At 64.7% G+C, this 16,924-nt stretch carries 14 protein-coding genes; 5 read left to right on the top strand and 9 right to left on the bottom strand.

Translation table 11 applies throughout. The annotated features are described in order from the left end of the window. Positions 1-3: 3 nt before the first annotated feature. From CJ179_RS46895 to CJ179_RS46860, 8 genes are all read right to left on the bottom strand, one after another. A complete protein-coding gene (locus tag CJ179_RS46895) occupies positions 4-510 on the bottom strand; it encodes an aromatic-ring-hydroxylating dioxygenase subunit beta (RefSeq protein ID WP_095866020.1) in 507 nt (168 codons plus the stop codon). Further along, entirely contained in the window at positions 500-1,783 is a 1,284-nt protein-coding gene (locus tag CJ179_RS46890; protein ID WP_095866019.1) for an aromatic ring-hydroxylating dioxygenase subunit alpha, read from the bottom strand. Before CJ179_RS46890 ends, CJ179_RS46895 begins: the two co-directional genes overlap by 11 nt. Further along, complete coding sequence (locus CJ179_RS46885; RefSeq protein WP_373560195.1) at positions 1,780-2,085, bottom strand: hypothetical protein; 306 nt, start codon at positions 2,083-2,085, stop codon at positions 1,780-1,782. Before CJ179_RS46885 ends, CJ179_RS46890 begins: the two co-directional genes overlap by 4 nt. After that, on the bottom strand, positions 2,082-3,428 hold the full coding sequence (locus CJ179_RS46880; protein WP_095866018.1) for an MFS transporter: 1,347 nt from the start codon (positions 3,426-3,428) through the stop codon (positions 2,082-2,084). Before CJ179_RS46880 ends, CJ179_RS46885 begins: the two co-directional genes overlap by 4 nt. A gap of 120 nt (positions 3,429-3,548) precedes the next feature. Next, a complete protein-coding gene (locus CJ179_RS46875) occupies positions 3,549-4,316 on the bottom strand; it encodes an IclR family transcriptional regulator (protein ID WP_095866017.1) in 768 nt (255 codons plus the stop codon). Beyond that, entirely contained in the window at positions 4,313-4,978 is a 666-nt protein-coding gene (locus tag CJ179_RS46870; RefSeq protein WP_095866016.1) for a TetR/AcrR family transcriptional regulator, read from the bottom strand. Before CJ179_RS46870 ends, CJ179_RS46875 begins: the two co-directional genes overlap by 4 nt. Beyond that, on the bottom strand, positions 4,962-7,388 hold the full coding sequence (locus CJ179_RS46865) for a glycoside hydrolase family 3 C-terminal domain-containing protein (protein WP_257016253.1): 2,427 nt from the start codon (positions 7,386-7,388) through the stop codon (positions 4,962-4,964). Before CJ179_RS46865 ends, CJ179_RS46870 begins: the two co-directional genes overlap by 17 nt. Positions 7,389-7,432: 44 nt before the next feature. After that, positions 7,433-8,701: an MFS transporter gene (locus CJ179_RS46860; protein ID WP_179377916.1), complete on the bottom strand. Its 1,269-nt coding sequence runs from the start codon at positions 8,699-8,701 to the stop codon at positions 7,433-7,435. 444 nt (positions 8,702-9,145) lie between these two features. On the opposite strand from CJ179_RS46860, the gene CJ179_RS46855 reads away from it, so the two are divergent. The 5 genes from CJ179_RS46855 to CJ179_RS46835 all read left to right on the top strand — a co-directional run bounded on the left by CJ179_RS46855 (position 9,146) and on the right by CJ179_RS46835 (position 15,678). After that, entirely contained in the window at positions 9,146-9,703 is a 558-nt protein-coding gene (locus CJ179_RS46855; RefSeq protein ID WP_095866014.1) for a nuclear transport factor 2 family protein, read from the top strand. A 900-nt stretch (positions 9,704-10,603) separates the two neighbouring features. Further along, positions 10,604-11,956: an MFS transporter gene (locus tag CJ179_RS46850; RefSeq protein WP_095866013.1), complete on the top strand. Its 1,353-nt coding sequence runs from the start codon at positions 10,604-10,606 to the stop codon at positions 11,954-11,956. A gap of 55 nt (positions 11,957-12,011) precedes the next feature. Next, a complete protein-coding gene (locus CJ179_RS46845; RefSeq protein WP_257016251.1) occupies positions 12,012-14,174 on the top strand; it encodes a thiamine pyrophosphate-dependent enzyme in 2,163 nt (720 codons plus the stop codon). After that, the gene (locus tag CJ179_RS46840; protein ID WP_095866011.1) at positions 14,171-14,929 is read left to right on the top strand and encodes a 2-oxo acid dehydrogenase subunit E2; all 759 of its coding nucleotides are present in this window, start codon (positions 14,171-14,173) and stop codon (positions 14,927-14,929) included. The genes CJ179_RS46845 and CJ179_RS46840 overlap by 4 nt, the downstream gene beginning before the upstream one ends. Positions 14,930-14,946: 17 nt before the next feature. Further along, on the top strand, positions 14,947-15,678 hold the full coding sequence (locus CJ179_RS46835; protein ID WP_218834932.1) for an SDR family NAD(P)-dependent oxidoreductase: 732 nt from the start codon (positions 14,947-14,949) through the stop codon (positions 15,676-15,678). Between the two features lie 118 nt (positions 15,679-15,796). Here the strand turns inward: CJ179_RS46835 and CJ179_RS46830 are convergent, their stop codons facing one another. Beyond that, the gene (locus CJ179_RS46830) at positions 15,797-16,834 is read right to left on the bottom strand and encodes a LacI family DNA-binding transcriptional regulator (RefSeq protein WP_095866009.1); all 1,038 of its coding nucleotides are present in this window, start codon (positions 16,832-16,834) and stop codon (positions 15,797-15,799) included. Between the last annotated feature and the right edge of the window lie 90 nt (positions 16,835-16,924).

Genomic DNA, 16,924 nt, shown 5'->3' with positions numbered 1-16,924 from the left:
TCCCTACAGCAGGAAGCCGGACGCGTTGACGGCGTCCGTCGAGTTGATCAGCCGGACGATCTTCCGCTCGATGAGGGGCGCGGCGCCGGCGATCCGGATGCGGTGTGTCACGTCGGCGGCGAGGACGAACGTCGCCTCGCGGCGATAGCCCACGAGCACCTGTGCGGAGCTGAGTTCGACGGTTTCGTCGTCGAGGTGGTCGACGACGAAGCGGGACAGGGTCCGCACGGTGCGCGCGGCGGCGGTCGCGGAGATCGAGTAGCCGGCGGTGAGCCGTTCGATCCTCATCCGGCGCATGCGGTCGTCGTCGTAGACCATGTTCAGTGACGCTTCGAAGTCGTCGGTGTCGGGGTCGATCGGGATCACGTACCGACCGTCGGGTGCCCAGAGCAGGTCCCAGTCCTCGTACCGCTTGCGGTCGAGCAGGTGTGCTTCGCGCCAGATCAGTTCGATCGCCGGACCGATCCGAGGATCGGAGAGTTGCGCGGTCTCAATGGTTTCAACGGACATCGGTCATCATTGCCTTCCACATCGTGTACGCCTCGCGCATGCCGGTTTCGTCGGTGGCGTGGGAGACGCGCCCTTTCGCGTCGTCCTGCTCCCGTGTCAGCCCGCGGTTCACCAGGATCGGCAGTCCGGGCCCGGCGGCGGCGCCGCGTTGGACGCGGTCCCAGGCCTCGGAGTCGTCGGGGCTGCCGAATCCGAACGGCCCCTGGAAGTGCTCGTGGATCCGCAGTCTCTCGCGGTTGACGACCTCCGGGCCTCCGTCGAGGCCGAGGGCGAGATGTCGGATCTCGGTCTCGGTCGCGGAGATCGGGCGCAGTGCGCGAAAAAATGACATCGACATCGCGACGTTCGGGAAGAGGTTGAGGTTGAATCCGGCGCCGTGCATCGAGCGGACGATGCGCCGGACCTGATCAGCGGGCATGGTCTTCGACAACTCGTCGACGATGTGGCGGAACCGTTCCTGCAGGGGTTCGGATCCGTCGTCGTCGTCGAGGTCGACGTGTTCGGGCACCATGATCATCACGCTGTGGCCGTTGCCGAGGGAATGGGTCACGGCTTGTTCGTCGGTCATGAACGACAGCATGTTCGCGGTCTCTTCGTCGACCGACGACATCCAGGATCGATGGACGATCGGGAAGTGGTAGCCGTCGGTGGTGTTCTCGAGCTGAATTTTCCAGTTGCCGTTGAACCGGAACTTGTGTTCGCCCTGCACCTTGATCGGGTAACCGGCGCCCTGCTTCATGAACAGGTCGATCCAGTGCTTCGCCGGTCCGAGGAAGTCGGCCAGCGGCTCGACGTCGGGGTTGGCGCTGGCGAAGATCATCCCGGCGTAGCTGTCCACCTGTAGGCGGTGCAGCGGGAAGTCTTTCTTTTCCAGGACGTCCTCGTAGCCGTCGGGGTACGGGATCCCACGGAGCTTCCCGTCCAGGGCGTAGGACCATGCGTGGTACGGGCAGGTGAAGCCGTTGGCGTTGCCGCGCGGGACCTCGCAGACACTTGCACCGCGGTGGCGGCAGCGGTTGAGCAGCACGTTGATTCCGCCGCGGCGGTCGCGGGTCACGATCACCGGCTGCCTGCCTACCGTGGCGGTCCGGAAGTCTCCGGCGTTCGGGATCTCGCTCTCGTGCGCCACCCAGACCCAGGTCCGGTTGAAGATGCGGTCCATCTCCAGCTCGAACAGTTCCGGGTCGGTGTAGAGGGAGACGTCCACGCGGTCGGGGTGAACCAGATCGGCGATGTCGGGACCGGTGTGGTCCTTTTCGATGGAGGTGGTCATGATGTCGTTTCCTGTGGGTTGTCGGATGTGGCGTGTTCGGACCAGGTGGCATGTGCGGTCCAGTAGTCGCTGCCGTCGGCCCTGATGCCGTGCTGCCATTCGGTGGTTCTGCGGAGCGCGGGTTCGACGGTGGCGCACGCGGCGTCTGCGCCGTCGGGGCCCTCCTCGATAGCACCCCAGTGGACCCAATTCACTTCTTTGCCGTCGCTGTCGTGCAGGAAGAGGTCTACGTGGAGCCAGCCGTAGTGCCGGATGTCGCGGTAGCAGGTGAGGAGCATCGTGCGGCCGTCGCGCGCGGTCACCGCGAGATCCTTTCCGGCGTAGGGTCGTAGTCTCCGATCTCGCTCGGGGAGTCGGTGTCGTCGATGTCCGTCGCGTTGGTTTCGGGTGCAGCGGCCACCGCGATCACGGTGATGAGACCCATGCCCACCATGAACAGTGAGATCGGCCATGACATCCCGGCCCAGGCGAACAGTGCGGTGGCGATGATGGGCGAGAAGCCGCCGGCAACAACCGAGGCCAGTTCGTGTCCGAGGGCGACGCCGCTGTAGCGCACGCGGCTGTCGAACAGCTCGGTGAAGAAGGCGGGCTGGGTGCCGATCATGGCACCGTGGCAGATGACGACCGCGACGAACATGGCGACGAACACCAAGACCGGTTCACGCGAGTCCAGCATCGCGAAGAAGGGGTAGGCCCAGGCGATCATCGCGATGGCACCACCGAGATAGACCGGACGGCGCCCGATGCGGTCGGAGAGCGCTCCCCACAGCGGCATCGCGAAGGACTCGACGAGCATGCCCGTGACGACTGCAGTGAGAACGAGTCCGGTCGACAAGCCGATCTTCGCCGCGTAGGCGAGGCTGAAGGTGAGAAAGATATACAGTGCGCCGTTCTCGGCGATCCGCGCCCCGAAGGTGATGAGAATGGACTTCGGTTGGGTGCGGATGACCTCGAGGACGGGAAGTTTCGCCTTCTTCGGGGAGGCGGCCTGTTGACGGGCGGCGGGTGTTTCCATGACCCGCAGCCGGATCAGCAATCCGACCGCGGTGAGGACGATGCCGGCGATGAACGGGATCCGCCACCCCCAGGCGAGGAACGATTCCGGTGTGGTGAATGCCTGCACGAGCGAGTACGCCGACGCGGAGAGCACGAATCCCAGGCCGACCCCCGTCTGAGACCACGCGGAGTAGAAGCCGCGGCGGTGCGCGGGTGCCTGCTCACTGACGATCAGCACACCGCCGCCCCACTCACCGCCGACCGCGATGCCCTGGATGATGCGCAGCCCGATCAGCAGCGCCGGCGCCCAGATGCCGATCGCCGCGTAGGTGGGGAGGACACCGATCAAGAAGGTGGCCACACCCATGATCATCAGCGTGATCACGAGCATCGACTTGCGTCCCACCCGGTCACCGAAGTGGCCGAAGATCACACCGCCGAGGGGGCGGGCGAGGAAGCCGGCGGCGTTGGTGCCGAATGCGGCGATCGTGCCCACGAGCGGGTCGAAGTTCGGAAAGAAGAGCGTGTTGAACACCAGCGCGGCGGCCGTGCCGTAGAGGAAGAAGTCGTACCACTCCAGAGCACTGCCGACCAGGCTCGCGATCGCCGCTGTGCGCACCTCACTTCGGGTGCGCTTCGGTCCTGCCATTGTGGGTCCTCCATCGGCTGTTTTCGAGATCGACAACTGCTGTTCAGCTGCAGCGATTGTTCACGCCGGAGTCATCGAAGAAAATGCAATCGGCCCGCTCTTCGGACCGAAAAGCTGAAATCAGGATTTGTTTACACCGGCGAAATCTCGTGACAGGGCCCGCGCGGCCGCGGTGACGACCGGCGCCAGACGTGCGACAGGCACCCGGTCGATGGGCCCGACCACGGTCAACGTCGCCACCGCAATATCGGCTGAGAACACCGGTGCCGCCACAGCCCCGTACCCAACGACAAGTTCCTGGCGATCGACCGCGTATCCCTGCCGTCGTATCTGCGCGAGCTCCGCGTCCAGCACAGCAGGATCGGTGATGGTCCACCGCGTTCGCTGCCGCAGGGTGGACCCGAGGACACGGTCACGAATCGAGGGGTCCCCGAACGCGAGGAGAGCCTTGCCCGATGCACCACAGTGGAACGGCACCCGCCCCTCCACCTGGGTGAAGGTGACACCGCCACCGCGCTGGCTGAAGTACTTCTCGGCGAAGAGCACATTCCGGTCGCCGGGGAACCCCAGCACGACCGTCTCGCGGGTGGTGACCGCGAGATCCTCGAGATACCGCGCGGCGATCAGTCGCAGATCCCGGGTGCGAGGTACGCGCTGACCCAACTCGAAAAGTAACGGCCCCAGCTCATAACGACGGCCTTGCCGGTTGAGTAGGCCTACCTCGACCATCTCGCTGGCCACCCGGTGAACGCTGGTCTTGGCGAGGTCGGTGCGCCGTGCCAATTCGGACAGACCGAGGACGGGTGCCCCGGTGTCGAAGGCATCCAGGATCAATCGAACCTTGCGCAGCAAGGAGTCCCCGTCCGGCTCACCCCGCCGAGCCATCATTGCTCGGTAGCCTCGTCCGGTTCCCCCACCGTGCCCCACCGTGCCCGCAGTTCCGCGACGTGTGCAGAGAATTCGTCGACCATCGACACCCGATCGGGCCGCACCAGCCACTGTTGCTGCAACCCGTCCACGACCGCGATGGTGGTGCGAACGAGCACCGAGACCGGCGCATCGGCACGCATCTCGCCGCGCGCCTGAGCAACGCGGACCGCGTCGGTCAGCCACGCCTCCATTCCGTCGTAATGGTCTTGGACCCACTGGTGGGCGGGGTGATTCTCCTCGATTGCCTCCGCGGACAGACGCACGAACAACTCGACCAGATGGCGACGGGTCGAATTGCGGGCAACCAGGGCCTCGAGCGCGTCGAACGCATCCCACCCGAGCGGTGCCTCGCCGTCGCCGGTGGTGAGGAACTCCCCGTCCTCGGCGCCGCGTTGCTCCAACACGGCCGCCAGCAGTGCCGTCTTGGTCCGGAAGTGATGCAGCAGACCGGACTGGGACAGCCCGGTCTGCGCGGCCACTTTCGCGATGGACGTTCCTCGGTATCCGGAGGTGGCGAACAGATCGGTCGCTGCCTGCACGGCCTTGGCCCGGGACGCCTCCCCGGCCAAGGCGCGCAACGATTTCCCGCGCTGCGAGTGATAGCTAGGCGGGAAGGACATCCTGGCTCCTTTGTATCGTCGGCAATGCCGGTCGTGTGAGCCTGACGTCGCCGAGGCCACGGGCGATCAACACCTCGCCGGTCAGGGGGAGGAGCTGCCAACCGTTCTCGTGCCACCGCCGGAGCACCCGTCGGTCGACGGGGACGTCGACGGTCACGGTGGCACCGGGAGCGACGTCGATCCCGGACCACCCGATCAGCCGGACCGGCTCGCCCTCCGGCCGCCAGTACACCTGCACGACCTCACGGCTCGTCCGGGACCCCACGTTGGTCACCTCGACCCGCACGCAGCGGAGATGGTCGTCGACGATCACCTCGGCGTTGCCGTACGCCCAGTCGCCGTAGCCGAGGCCGTGTCCGAACCAGAACAGCGGCTCGGTCGACCACCCGCGGTAGCCGACGGAAAGACCTTCCGCGTAGCGCACTTCCCCGCGGTCGGGAACCGGCGACCATGCCGGTCCCTCGCCGTCCCGCGCCGGAAACGTGGTGACGAGCCGACCGGCCGGTTCGATTGCACCGGACAGCGCGGCGGCGACGGCGTCGCCGGCCTCCTGCCCGGGCAGTCCGGCCCACAGCACGGCGTCGACGCGGTCGAGCCACGGCATCAGAACGGGGGTGGCCGCGTTGACGACCACAACCGTCCGTTTCGCGGCCGCCGCCACCGCCGCGACCATCGCGTCCTGTTCCCCGGGGAGCGCGAGGGTGATCTTGTCGACCTCTTCGCTCTCCTGCTCCGGGGTCAGCCCGACCACCACCACCGCCACGTCCGCCTGCCGTGCGGCTTTCGTTGCCGCACCGATCGCCACCGCGGGTGGTTTCGTGGCCACGCGCGCCGCGAGCCCGAGGATCGGCCGACCCGGTGCGGGAGTAGCCACCGCGGTGATGATCGCACCCGGTTCGAGATCGAGAGTCACTGTGCGGTAAGGCAACCGTAGTACTTCGCCGGCGTCGTCCACCCGATCGAGGCGGATCTGCTCGTAGTGACCCGGTGTCGTGAACGTCCATTCGCCGCGGCCGCGCACACCCACCTGGACCCGCGTGGTTTCCGGGAGGACGATCTCGGCGCTGAGTTCGATGGTCGTCGCCGAGTCGAGCCAGGAGTCTTCGCGCAGCGAGACCTCACTCCAGTCGACGTGACGAGACTCGAGCACCTCGCCTCGCTCGTCGCGGGTGGTGACCCGCATCCCGTACCGGTGCGTCTCGGGATCGCGCAACAGGTGCGGTGCCGCGGCGAGTGGGTCCGTGCGCACCTCGACCCCGTCGACCACGGACACGCGATCGGGACCGAATGCCTCGACGATGCCGTCCGCGATGCTGACCACGTGCGGTGGCCGTACCTGCGACGATCCAGCGCCCTGATCGGTCGTCTCCGTCGCGTGTCGGCCGATGACGGCGACCGTGCCGGTACCTGTCAGCGGCAGCGTCGCCCCCTTGTTGACGAGGACCGTCATACCGCCGGCGGCAAGACGACGCAGGGTGCTGCGCCGCTGGGGGCTGTCCGGTGCCGGCCCACCGGGCGTCCACTGCCGCTCCGGGCCGAACGCACCCACTCGGCCCGCCAGGCGCAGGAGACGGCGCACGTGGTCGTCGAGAATGGACTCGGCGACCGCACCGGCGCGCACCGCGTCGACGAGGGCATCTCCCCAGGGGCCCGCGGGGCCCGGCATCGTCAAGTCCAGTCCGGCATTGGCACTCTCCGCGGTGGAGTACGTGGCGTACCAGTCGGACATGACCAGCCCGTCGTAACCCCACTCGCCCTTGAGGACGCCGTCGAGGAGGCGGGCATGCTCGGTGGCAGGGGTGCCGCCGATGGAGTTGTAGGCGGCCATGACCGCCCACGGGTTGGCCTCGGACACCGCGATCTCGAAGGGGAGCAGGTAGATCTCCCGCAGGGTCCGCTCGTCGACAACGGCATTGGCGGTCTTGCGATCGGTCTCCGATTCGTTGGCGACGAAGTGCTTGATGGTCGCGCCGATCCCGTTGTCCTGCAGACCCTTGATGTAGGCGGACGCCAGTACTCCGGTGAGGAGGGGATCCTCGCTGAACGACTCGAACAGGCGACCGGCGAGCGGAGTGCGGTGCAGGTTGACCGTCGGTCCCAGCACGACGTGTACCCGCTGAGCCTGCGCTTCCTCGGCGAGCAACGCGCCGACATCTGCCGCGACGCCGGTGTCCCAGTGCTGGGCCAATAGGGTCGCGTTGGGTAACAGGCAGGCGATGCGGCCGCCGGTGAAGCGGTCACCGCGCACCCCGGTGGGTCCATCGGAGAGCACGATCTCGGCCAGGTCGATGGACGGGTCCGGGTGGAGGGTGAAGTTGGACGCACCCGTCAGCAACCGAACCTTGGACTCGACGTCCATGGTTCCGATTGCCGTGTCGATTCGGGCGTCCAGGTCTGCCAGGGGGTGCAATTCTGCATCCTTTTCGTGTCGATGAGAGACGTCCTGCGCGGCCACTAACGCACCTTCCTGATCGGGACGATGAGGAGCGCGCCCACCGCGCAGACGGCGGCGGCGACACTCAACAGGAGGTCGTAGTTGTGGCCGCCGACGCCGATGAGAAGCGCACCGATCCCAGGTGCGAGGGTTTGGGGCAGGACGTTGGCCATGTTGAGGACGCCGAGATTCTTCGCCGAGTCGTCCTGTCCGGGGAGAACATCGATCACGAGCGCCAGGTCCACTCCCATGTAAATGCCGAACCCGAGCCCGAGCACCACCTCGGCGACGTAGAAGCCGCCCGCAGTGTGGGCCTGCGTCAGCAGCACCAGTCCGATCGAGAAGATCACGCTCGCGGTGATGACGAACGGCTTCCGTGTGCCTACCTTGTCCGAGAGCCACCCCGCCGCCTGGCCGGCCAGCGCGAGCGTCACCGTGTACAGCAGCACCCCGGTGGCCATCACCGCGGTGGCGCGGGCGAGCGACAGGTCCAGTTCGTACTGCATGTAGAGCAGGCGGTACGTCATGAACAGATACAGCGCCATGGTGATCATGAATCGGGATGCCCAGGCGTAGGCGAAGTCGGGATAACGACGGGGCGAGAGCCAGAAGGTCTTGAGAACTGCACGCAGACCTTCCCGTGGCGGACGCGCCTGGAGCGGTCGATCCGGGAGCAGGAGGAGGAACGGCAACAGGAACACGATGCCGATCACGGCAGGGACCAGGAACATCAGCAGCATGTTGGCGACGAGGAACTGCGCGACGTAGGCGGCGCCGAGTTTGCTGCTCTGCTGCATGACGCCGATCAGTCCACTCACCCTGCCTCGCTGGGCCGGGGGGATCTGGTCGGCGATGGAGGCCATCAGCGCCGCCTGGGCGGCGTTGGCGAACGCCTGCGCCGCGAACCACGCGATCGCGATTCCGACGACATTGGGAACAAGAGCGAGCACGAGCTCGCTCGCTGCGAGACCCACGATGCCGATGAGAAGCCACGGTCGGCGGCGACCGAATCGTCCGGTGGTGCGGTCGCTGATTCGGCCGAAGATCGGGTTCGCGAGAAAGGCGGCCAGCGCACCGATGCTGCTGACGGTGCCGAAGACGGCAATCACGTTGTCGGTGCCGACGAGGGTCTGCACCTTGATCGTCAGGCTCGCCGTGACGGGTGTGAGCAGTGCGATCGACAGCCCGAACTGCGCGAGTGCCATCGCAGCCACCAGCTTCGCCGGTGCCTTTTCGGTCGGTGGGGAGAGAGCGGCATCGACGGGGACAGCCTCGTCTGTGGTGGTCATGGATCCTCCTTTGAGGGCCCACGCGCTGCGCGGGCGGAGTGGTGCGAGCATACAGACCGAGTACTCGGTCTGTATGAGTGAGCGAGTCGAGCCGGACTGGAATTGGGCGTTGGTTCGCCCGGTGCTCTCGCGGAGAGGAGAAGAGGACCTCCGCGTGGTCGGGGCGACAAGACTGTGGCCGCAGGATGAACGGAAGACAACGGCGATGGTCCGCCTAACGGACCGCTGGCATCCGGTCGAGGAACCTTTTACACGCCCGAAACCGAGGCGAGTGGAGATCGGCGCCGGTCCGGGCGTGGGTGTCGTGTCCACTCGCGAACATCGCCGCGGAGTGAGTACAGTACTTCCTCACACGACTCAGATATTTCGCCTGATGGCGCGCCTACCTCGAAAACGAAGCCACAGAGGGCTTCCGGCGAGGAACGGGCAGCGGGAGGAGAATCCATGGCGAATGACGCCACAATTGCTGCACTGATCGACCGCATCGAGGTGCTCGAAGCCGAAGCGGAGATTCGCCGGATACAAGCGCGCTACATGTTCCTCTGCGACACTCCTTGCCCCGAATTCGGAGTTCGGGACGACGCACACCGAATCGACCTCATTCTCGATCTCTATGCAGTGGACGCGGTCTGGGAAGGTGTCGGCGAATATTACGACAACCAGTTCGGCAGGGCCGAGGGACACGCCGCGATCCGCGCGCACTTCGAAAGCTTTTGGGGTGAAAAGCGCGATCCAGCACTGTTGCTCAATGCCCACTATCTGACATCGGAGCAGATTCACGTCGACGGCCACGAGGCCACGGGGCAGTGGATCCACATGCAACCCTGGCTGTTCTCCGACGGCCGGTCGCTGCTGCGGTCGAGCCGACTCAACAATGCCTTCCGCAAGATCGACGGAACATGGAAGATCACGCGGACGCGAACGGAGAACGTCTTCATTTCTTCGCTGCCACAGAACTTCGCCGAGACGTACCCGACAACTTCGGTTCTGATGCGGCCCTAGGAAAGCGGCGCTCTGTACATGCCCTGCGCCCGCCGACATACGCCGTGCCAAAGCAAAGGATACGGAATCGGCTGGGAGACAGTCCTCCGCCGGTGTCGGGGCACCACGAGGACGGAACATTTCGCGAGACCGATGTGAGCGAAGGCGCGCCGGCAGCGGACGAGCTGTAGGTGCCGTGCAGGTGCGCGATTTTCTCTGCACCCACAGGAAAACCCTGCCGACAAGACGAATTCACCGTCCGACTCGGTGCGGGGTTTGCCGCTTTGACGACCATGGCATCGGCGCGGCGGAGTAGAAGCGCGTGCGCGGCGCGAAAGAGGTCGGCGCGCACTCACGGTGAGTACGACCGCCAGCAGACCTGTGCGGCAACGGCGACGCCCAGGGCAGTCAGTCCACCGTCCGCCACCTCGGACAACAGTGAATGTGGTATCGGTGATGTGCCATTGCCCCACCGGATGGAGCCCGTCGGGCACATGGTGTCCCCATCGTGCGCGCGTGTGTGGACTTGTCGTTGTGCGATTGCGGTCATGAGGTTCGTCCTTTCGTTCGTGTGATGTGGCCGGACCGTGACTGCGAAGTTTCCGTCCGTCTGCGGCCACCTCGCGCATCGAGCGGTGTATCCGCCATCGACCGGCAGGATTCACTCCGGTCACCCCTTCGGATACGTCCGAGTGGGCTTCGATGGCGCGTCTGGTCTTGGTTCGTCGGGTTCCCTTCTCGGGCGCGTTGCCGCGCACGTGGCGTCGCATCGTGTGTTGCGCCTGGCAATTGCCGCTTGCGTATGACCTCAATCACTTGTACGTTCCATGTGTCAAAACGTTTTACCACTGGACGCACCCGGCCAGGAGGGCGATATGCCGGGACCGTCGGGGGCCACTCATCCAGGATCAAGGAGAAGTCATGCACCAAAATGACGGCACGGCTGTCCCCGTCGAAGCGAGTCGCTCGGGCACAGCTAGGCAGAGTCGCCGCGCCACCCTCGCGGCCTATTTCGGCAGCATGCTGGAGTACTACGACTACTTCATCTACGCCTCGGCGGCCGCGCTGGTCTTCGGCACCGTGTTCTTTCCCTCGGCAGGAAACCTCTCGCTACTGATCTCCCTCACCTCCTTCGGTGTCGCATACGTTGCGAGACCGTTTGGTGCCCTGTTGTGGGGGCATTTCGGTGACAAGCTCTCTCGCAAACAGGTGCTCGTGCTCACGCTGGTGATGATGGGCAGCGCGACTCTCGTCATCGGCCTGATTCCGTCGTACGAACGGATCGGCACCGCAGCGCCCATCCTGTTGATGCTCATGCGCATCGTCCAGGGGATCTCTGCTGCCGGCGAAACCGCAGGTGCGGTAAGTCTGGTGGTTGAGAGCTCCGGAGAATCTCGCAAAGCATTCAACGCCAGCTGGATCCAATCCGGAAACCTCTCCGGGTTCATCCTCGCGAATCTGGTGTTCGTACCCATCGCGATGCTCCCCGACGAGCAGCTCATGAGCTGGGGCTGGCGAATCCCGTTCCTGCTGAGCGCAGTACTGATCGTTCTCGGGTTCTTGATCCGACGGGGCCTCGAGGACCCCGCAGAGTTCACCGAAGCGAAGGCCGACTCGAATGCTGAGTCGATCTCCCCGTTGCGAGAGCTCGCGCGACATAACAAGGGAGCCGTACTGACTCTCGCCGCCCTCGGCCTGTTTCAGGGAACACACACCATGGTCACCGTCTTCGGTCTCGCGTACGCGACGAAGGTCGTTGGTTTGGTGAGCTCCACCGTCCTCTGGATGCTCGTGGCGGTCAGCGCGACCGCACTGGTCACAGTCCCGTTCGGGGGCTGGCTGTCGGACCGAATTGGCTGCAAGCCAGTCTTCTTGTACGGCGCATTGGTGAGCGCACCCGCTTTCGCGTTCTATCTCTGGTCCTTCACCACCGGAAATCTCGTCCTGATGTACATCGCCGCAATTCTGACCTATGCCCTGGTCTACAGCATCGGCAACGGAAGCACGATGGCGCTGTTCGCGGGACAGTTCGATGTGCGAGTCCGATACAGCGGCCTCGCAGTCGGCATGCAGATCGCCGGCCTGGTCTTCGGATTCGCTCCGTCGGTTGCCATCGCATTGGTCGGCGGCGATCCCCAGAATTGGATCTATGCGGCTCTCGTACAAGCGGCGCTGTGTCTCGTTGCCGTGATCGGCTGCCTTTTCGCCCGCGGAACAGTACGCACACCGGCACCGAGCGCCCAGGATCGCATCAAGGCGGCCATCAATGCATAAGGCACAGCTGACCCACCATGTCCCCTGGGTGAATGTCACGGTTGACCATGAGGACGTGCAATCGATCAATCCGGATGTGTTGTGGTCGATGTACGCCCACACTGCCATCGTCCGAGCGTTCGAGCGGTCCCTGATCAGGGTCACGAGCGAAGGACTCGTCCACGGCCCGATGCACTCGAGCATCGGACAGGAGGGAGGCGCCGTCGGCTCAGCACTCGCACTGGAGCCGGGGGACACGGTCAACGGCACTCATCGAGGCCACCACCAGTTCCTCGCCAAGTCGCTGGCCTACCTCGGGACCAAAGGACATGCGATCCCCTCCACCGGCGATCTCCCGGAACCGATATCGGGCTTGTTGAGTCAGTCGTATGCGGAAATCCTTGGTCTGCATAGTGGATTCAGCCTTGGCCGGGGTGGGTCGATGCACCTTCAGTGGCTCGAGGCAGGAGCGCTCGGAACCAATGCCATCGTCGGCGGCGGAATACCGTTCGCCGCCGGCAGCGCCTGGAGCCAACAGCTAAGTTCGGGCACCGACCGCATCGACAACGTCACCGTCACCTATTTCGGGGACGGTGCGGCCAACATCGGTTCCGCGCTCGAGACGATGAACCTGGCGGGTGCGTGGAAGCTGCCGTTGTGCTTCTTCATCGAGAACAACCAGTACGCGGTAGCTACCCACATCGCCGAGGTGACGGCCGAGACCCGCCTCTCCGCACGAGGACAGGCCTTCGGCATTCCCTCGTGGAAGGTCGACGGCATGGACCCGGTCGCCGTGTACCTCGCCATGCGCGAGGCACGCGAACACATGGCAACTGGACAAGGGCCCGTCCTCGTCGAGGCCGACGTCTACCGCTTTTACCACCAAAGCGGTGCATTCGCAGGCAGTGCGTTCGGCTACCGCACTCGCGATGAAGAGAAGCAGTGGAAGCAGCGAGACCCACTGGTGACCGCGCGGAACCATGTGAGTCAGCGAGGACTGGCAACCGAGCCGGATCTGCAATCCTTCGAAGCGATAGTGAACCAGCAGTGCGAGGCGATCCTGGCCGGGTTCTTCGAGACAGCGACCGGCGGAAATCGAATGATCGCGGAGCGCTTCTGGCCTCCAACCGATCTGGTCGACGAACACATCCGGAGCGATCTGTCCGAGCTCTCAGGGATCACGCACCAGGAGGACGAAACAACCGACGAGACATCGGCGGAGGTGGTGTACGTCGACGCGGTTGCGCGGTCCCTCGGAAACGCGCTCCAGCGCGATCCCCGCATCCTCCTGCTCGGCGAGGACATTCATCGCCTGAATGGGGGAACCAACGGGGCGACGCGGGGCCTGTCCGAGCAGTTCCCCACCCGTATCATCGGCACACCGATCAGCGAGAACGGTTTCGTGGGTGCGGCTGGAGGACTCGCGATGATGGGTCGATACCGGCCAATCGTCGAGTTCATGTTCGCGGACTTCGTACTGGTTGCGGCAGATCAGGTCTTCAACCAAATCGGTAAGGCGCGACACATGTTCGGCGGAAACGTCGAGATGCCTGTTGTGGTCCGTGCCAAGGTCGGGATCGGCTCGGGCTACGGTTCCCAGCACTCGATGGATCCGGCGGGGCTGTTCGCGATGTTCCCGGGGTGGCGAATTGTCGCCCCCTCGAACCCGTACGACTACGTGGGACTGCTCAATACCGCCCTCGAGGTCAACGACCCGGTGCTGATCCTGGAACAGACCGAGCTCTACCACGCCAAGCAGAAGTGCGAGCTAGGCTCCCTCGACCACCACCTACTGCCAGGTATCGCACGGGTTGCGCGGACCGGCGGCGAGGTCACCATCCTGACCTACCTCAACATGGTCGGGGAGGCCCTTGCAGCGGCAGACGACGCGAATGTTGACGCGGAGGTTGTCGACCTGCGCTGGCTCGACCGCGCCAGCATCGACTGGGACACCATCGAGACCAGCATCAAGAAGACCAACCGGGTACTCATCGTCGAACAAGGCTCCTACCCCTCGGGCTACGGGGCATGGCTCGCGGACGAGATCCAACGCCGCCTCTTCGACCACCTCGACCACCCGGTCATGAGGGTCGCCGGCGGAGAAGCCTCACCCACCATCTCGCGCCGGCTCGAGCGGGCAGCGGTGGCTCGCCGCGAGGAAATAGTCGCGGCCCTCCAGCGAGACATGGACCTCGCCGGCGACTCACGGGCACCACTGAAGGTGGTGCAGAGCCGTTGAACCCGGCAGCCGAGCCACACCGCCTCAGGGCGTCACCCCTCGCCCGCAGACTAGCCTCCATCGCCGGAGTCGACATCGCAGCCGTCCACGGCACCGGACCAGGTGGACGGATCGTTCGCCGGGATGTTGAGACGGCGGCGTCTGCAGCCCTGGCCACTCCCACTCGGGGGGTCCGCATACGGGAGAACCCCCAAAATCTCCGCGCGGACATCGTCGCCAAACAAGACGTGTGTGCGAACCGGCTGGTGGACCTGCGCGACGCCGTGAACGCCGACCGCGACCGGACGATCTCACTGACGGCACTGATCGTGAAAGCGGCGGCTCTCACCCTCAGGGACCATCCACGCATCCCGACAAGCAACGTTGCCGTCTTCACTCCCCGCACGGGCACCCGGATCGTTGACAGCAGCGACGACCTCTCGATCACGACCTACAGCAACGTGATCGACTTCTCCGCAGAGGCAGCAAAGACGGAACCACAAGCGTCGAAGGGAGCCACCGTCCTGGTAGTCGACCTCGGAGAATCAGGTGTGAGCGAGTACTACCACCCTCGGCCCGCGCGTGCCCTTCTCAGCATATCCGTGGGTGCAGTCGAGGAGCGGGTCGTCGCTACGAAAGACGGGATCGGCATCCGGCAGATGCTGACCTGCACCGTGAACGCGGACGGGCATCTGCTCAATACGTCCGAGGTGTGCGAATGGCTCCGTGCGCTGCAGCATCACCTCGAGAATCCCGAACTGTCGCTACTGACATAGAAAGTGAGCGTGAAACATTGACCTCGAGAAACATCGTCGTGACTGGTGCCGGCAGTGGCATCGGACGAGCAACTGCGAAGGTACTGGCTAAACGCGGATACGGGCTCCTCCTCTCCGACCGCAACGAGCAGGGTCTGCACGAGACAGTGTCCGAGCTGGCCACCGAATCTGCCGTAGAGTCCCGCGTTGTCGACGTCACGGACCCGGACAGTGTTGCGGCACTGTTCGCGCAGGCCGCAAGGCTGCCAGGCGGCATTCGGGGATGCGTTCACTCGGCAGGAGTGGTCGGAACCTCGACACTCGACACCACCGAGGCGACTGAGTGGGAGCGGATCTTGTCGATCAACCTCACCGGAACATTCCACGTGATCGCCGAGTCCGCCAAAACAATTGGAGATGGAGGGTCGATCGTCTCGATCTCCTCAATGGCGGCCCAAACATCGTCACGGTTCGCCTCCCCCGCGTACGCGGCCTCCAAGGCGGGGGTCGTCGGCCTCACTCGGTCGCTGGCGGCACCACTGGCTGCCCGAGGTATCCGGATCAACTCCGTCTCCCCAGGGGCGATCGACACCAACATGCTGGCGGAATTCGGATCAGAACGTCGCGAGTCCCTGAAAGGCATGAACCCGATGGGACGTCTCGGGAACCCCGACGAGATCGCCAGTACGATCGAATTCCTGGTGTCGGACGCGAGTTCGTTCGTCACAGGCCAGGTGCTCGCAGTCAATGGTGGTGCCTTCTTGGGCTGATCGGCAGTAGACCCTGGTAACCGCGTTCGGTCAACTCCTGGTCCGGCCCGCCGACGTTCTGTGCGGACCGGACCTCCATTAGATCCCGGAGACGCGGACCAGGCGGGTAACCAGGCAGCTACGCTTGCGTAGCCGGGGCCGATACCGACGCTCGCGAAACGAGGTCGCAAGGCAACAGAACCTGCGATGGCGCGGCGGCAGAGCCACCGGACTGCTCCATTCGATCGAGAACGGACCGTACCGCTGCCGCGCCCATGTCGAAGTAGGGAATCGCAACTGTGGTCAACTGCGGCATCAACCCGGCGGAAATGAGCTCCAAATCGCCGAAACCGACCACCGATAGATCCTCGGGAATACGAAGGCCAAGAAGACTAGCTGCTTGATACACACCCATCGCCATGTGATCACTGAAACAGAAAATCGCCGTCGGGCGGTCTGCACGATCGAGCAGTTCCAGGGCCGCCTGACGCGCACCCTGAGGGCTGGTTTCCCCGGCCTTCACAAGCGCCGGGTCGAACTGGACGTCGCTCTGAGCGAGCGCTTCGTGGTAGCCCGTGAGCCTCTCGTCGGCGGCGACCAGCACCTGCGTCGTGGTGACGAATCCGATACGACGATGGCCGTAATCGAGCAGATGTCGAACTGCCCGACGCGCACCGTCCCGTTCGTCGGAGAGAACCGCCGGATGATTGGTCGAAGACGGGTGGCCGTGGACGACCGTCGTGATCGTGTTGTCGAGGACGTCCGGAACGTGAACGATCTGCTTGACCAGAGCTGCATAGAGCACACCGTCGACCTGGTGCTGCAGTAGGGACCGAATCGCCCGGAGTTCGGTGTCCGTGTTGCCTTCACTGTTCACGACCATCAAGACCAGACCGTCGCGCTGCGCGGCGGACTGTGCCCCCAATACGAGCTTGCCGGCATACGGCGTGGTGACGATCTGGTTGCTCACCATCCCGATCACTCCAGAGCGTTGCGTGCGTAGTCCGCGAGCGAATGAGTTCGGCTTGTACCCGATCTTGGCAGCCGACTCATTCACGAGGCGTCGTGTGTCGTCGCTGTAGCGTTCGAGACGCCGACCATTGAGTATCTGTGAGACTGTCGCGACCGACACCCCACTCAACGCTGCGACATCACGAATGCCGGGCCGTGCTGCCATCGTGCGCTACCATCCCCTGGCTCAGAGTTCGTGTCGGTGACAAGGTCGAGTTTCACACCAACATTACCTGCCGGCCACAGCGTCAAACTT

The organism is Rhodococcus sp. ACS1, from assembly GCF_002300155.1.
Taxonomy (GTDB): Bacteria; Actinomycetota; Actinomycetes; order Mycobacteriales; family Mycobacteriaceae; genus Rhodococcus_F; species Rhodococcus_F koreensis.
Note: the sequence above shows the minus strand (reverse complement) of the source record. Positions and strands in the feature narration are given on the sequence as shown.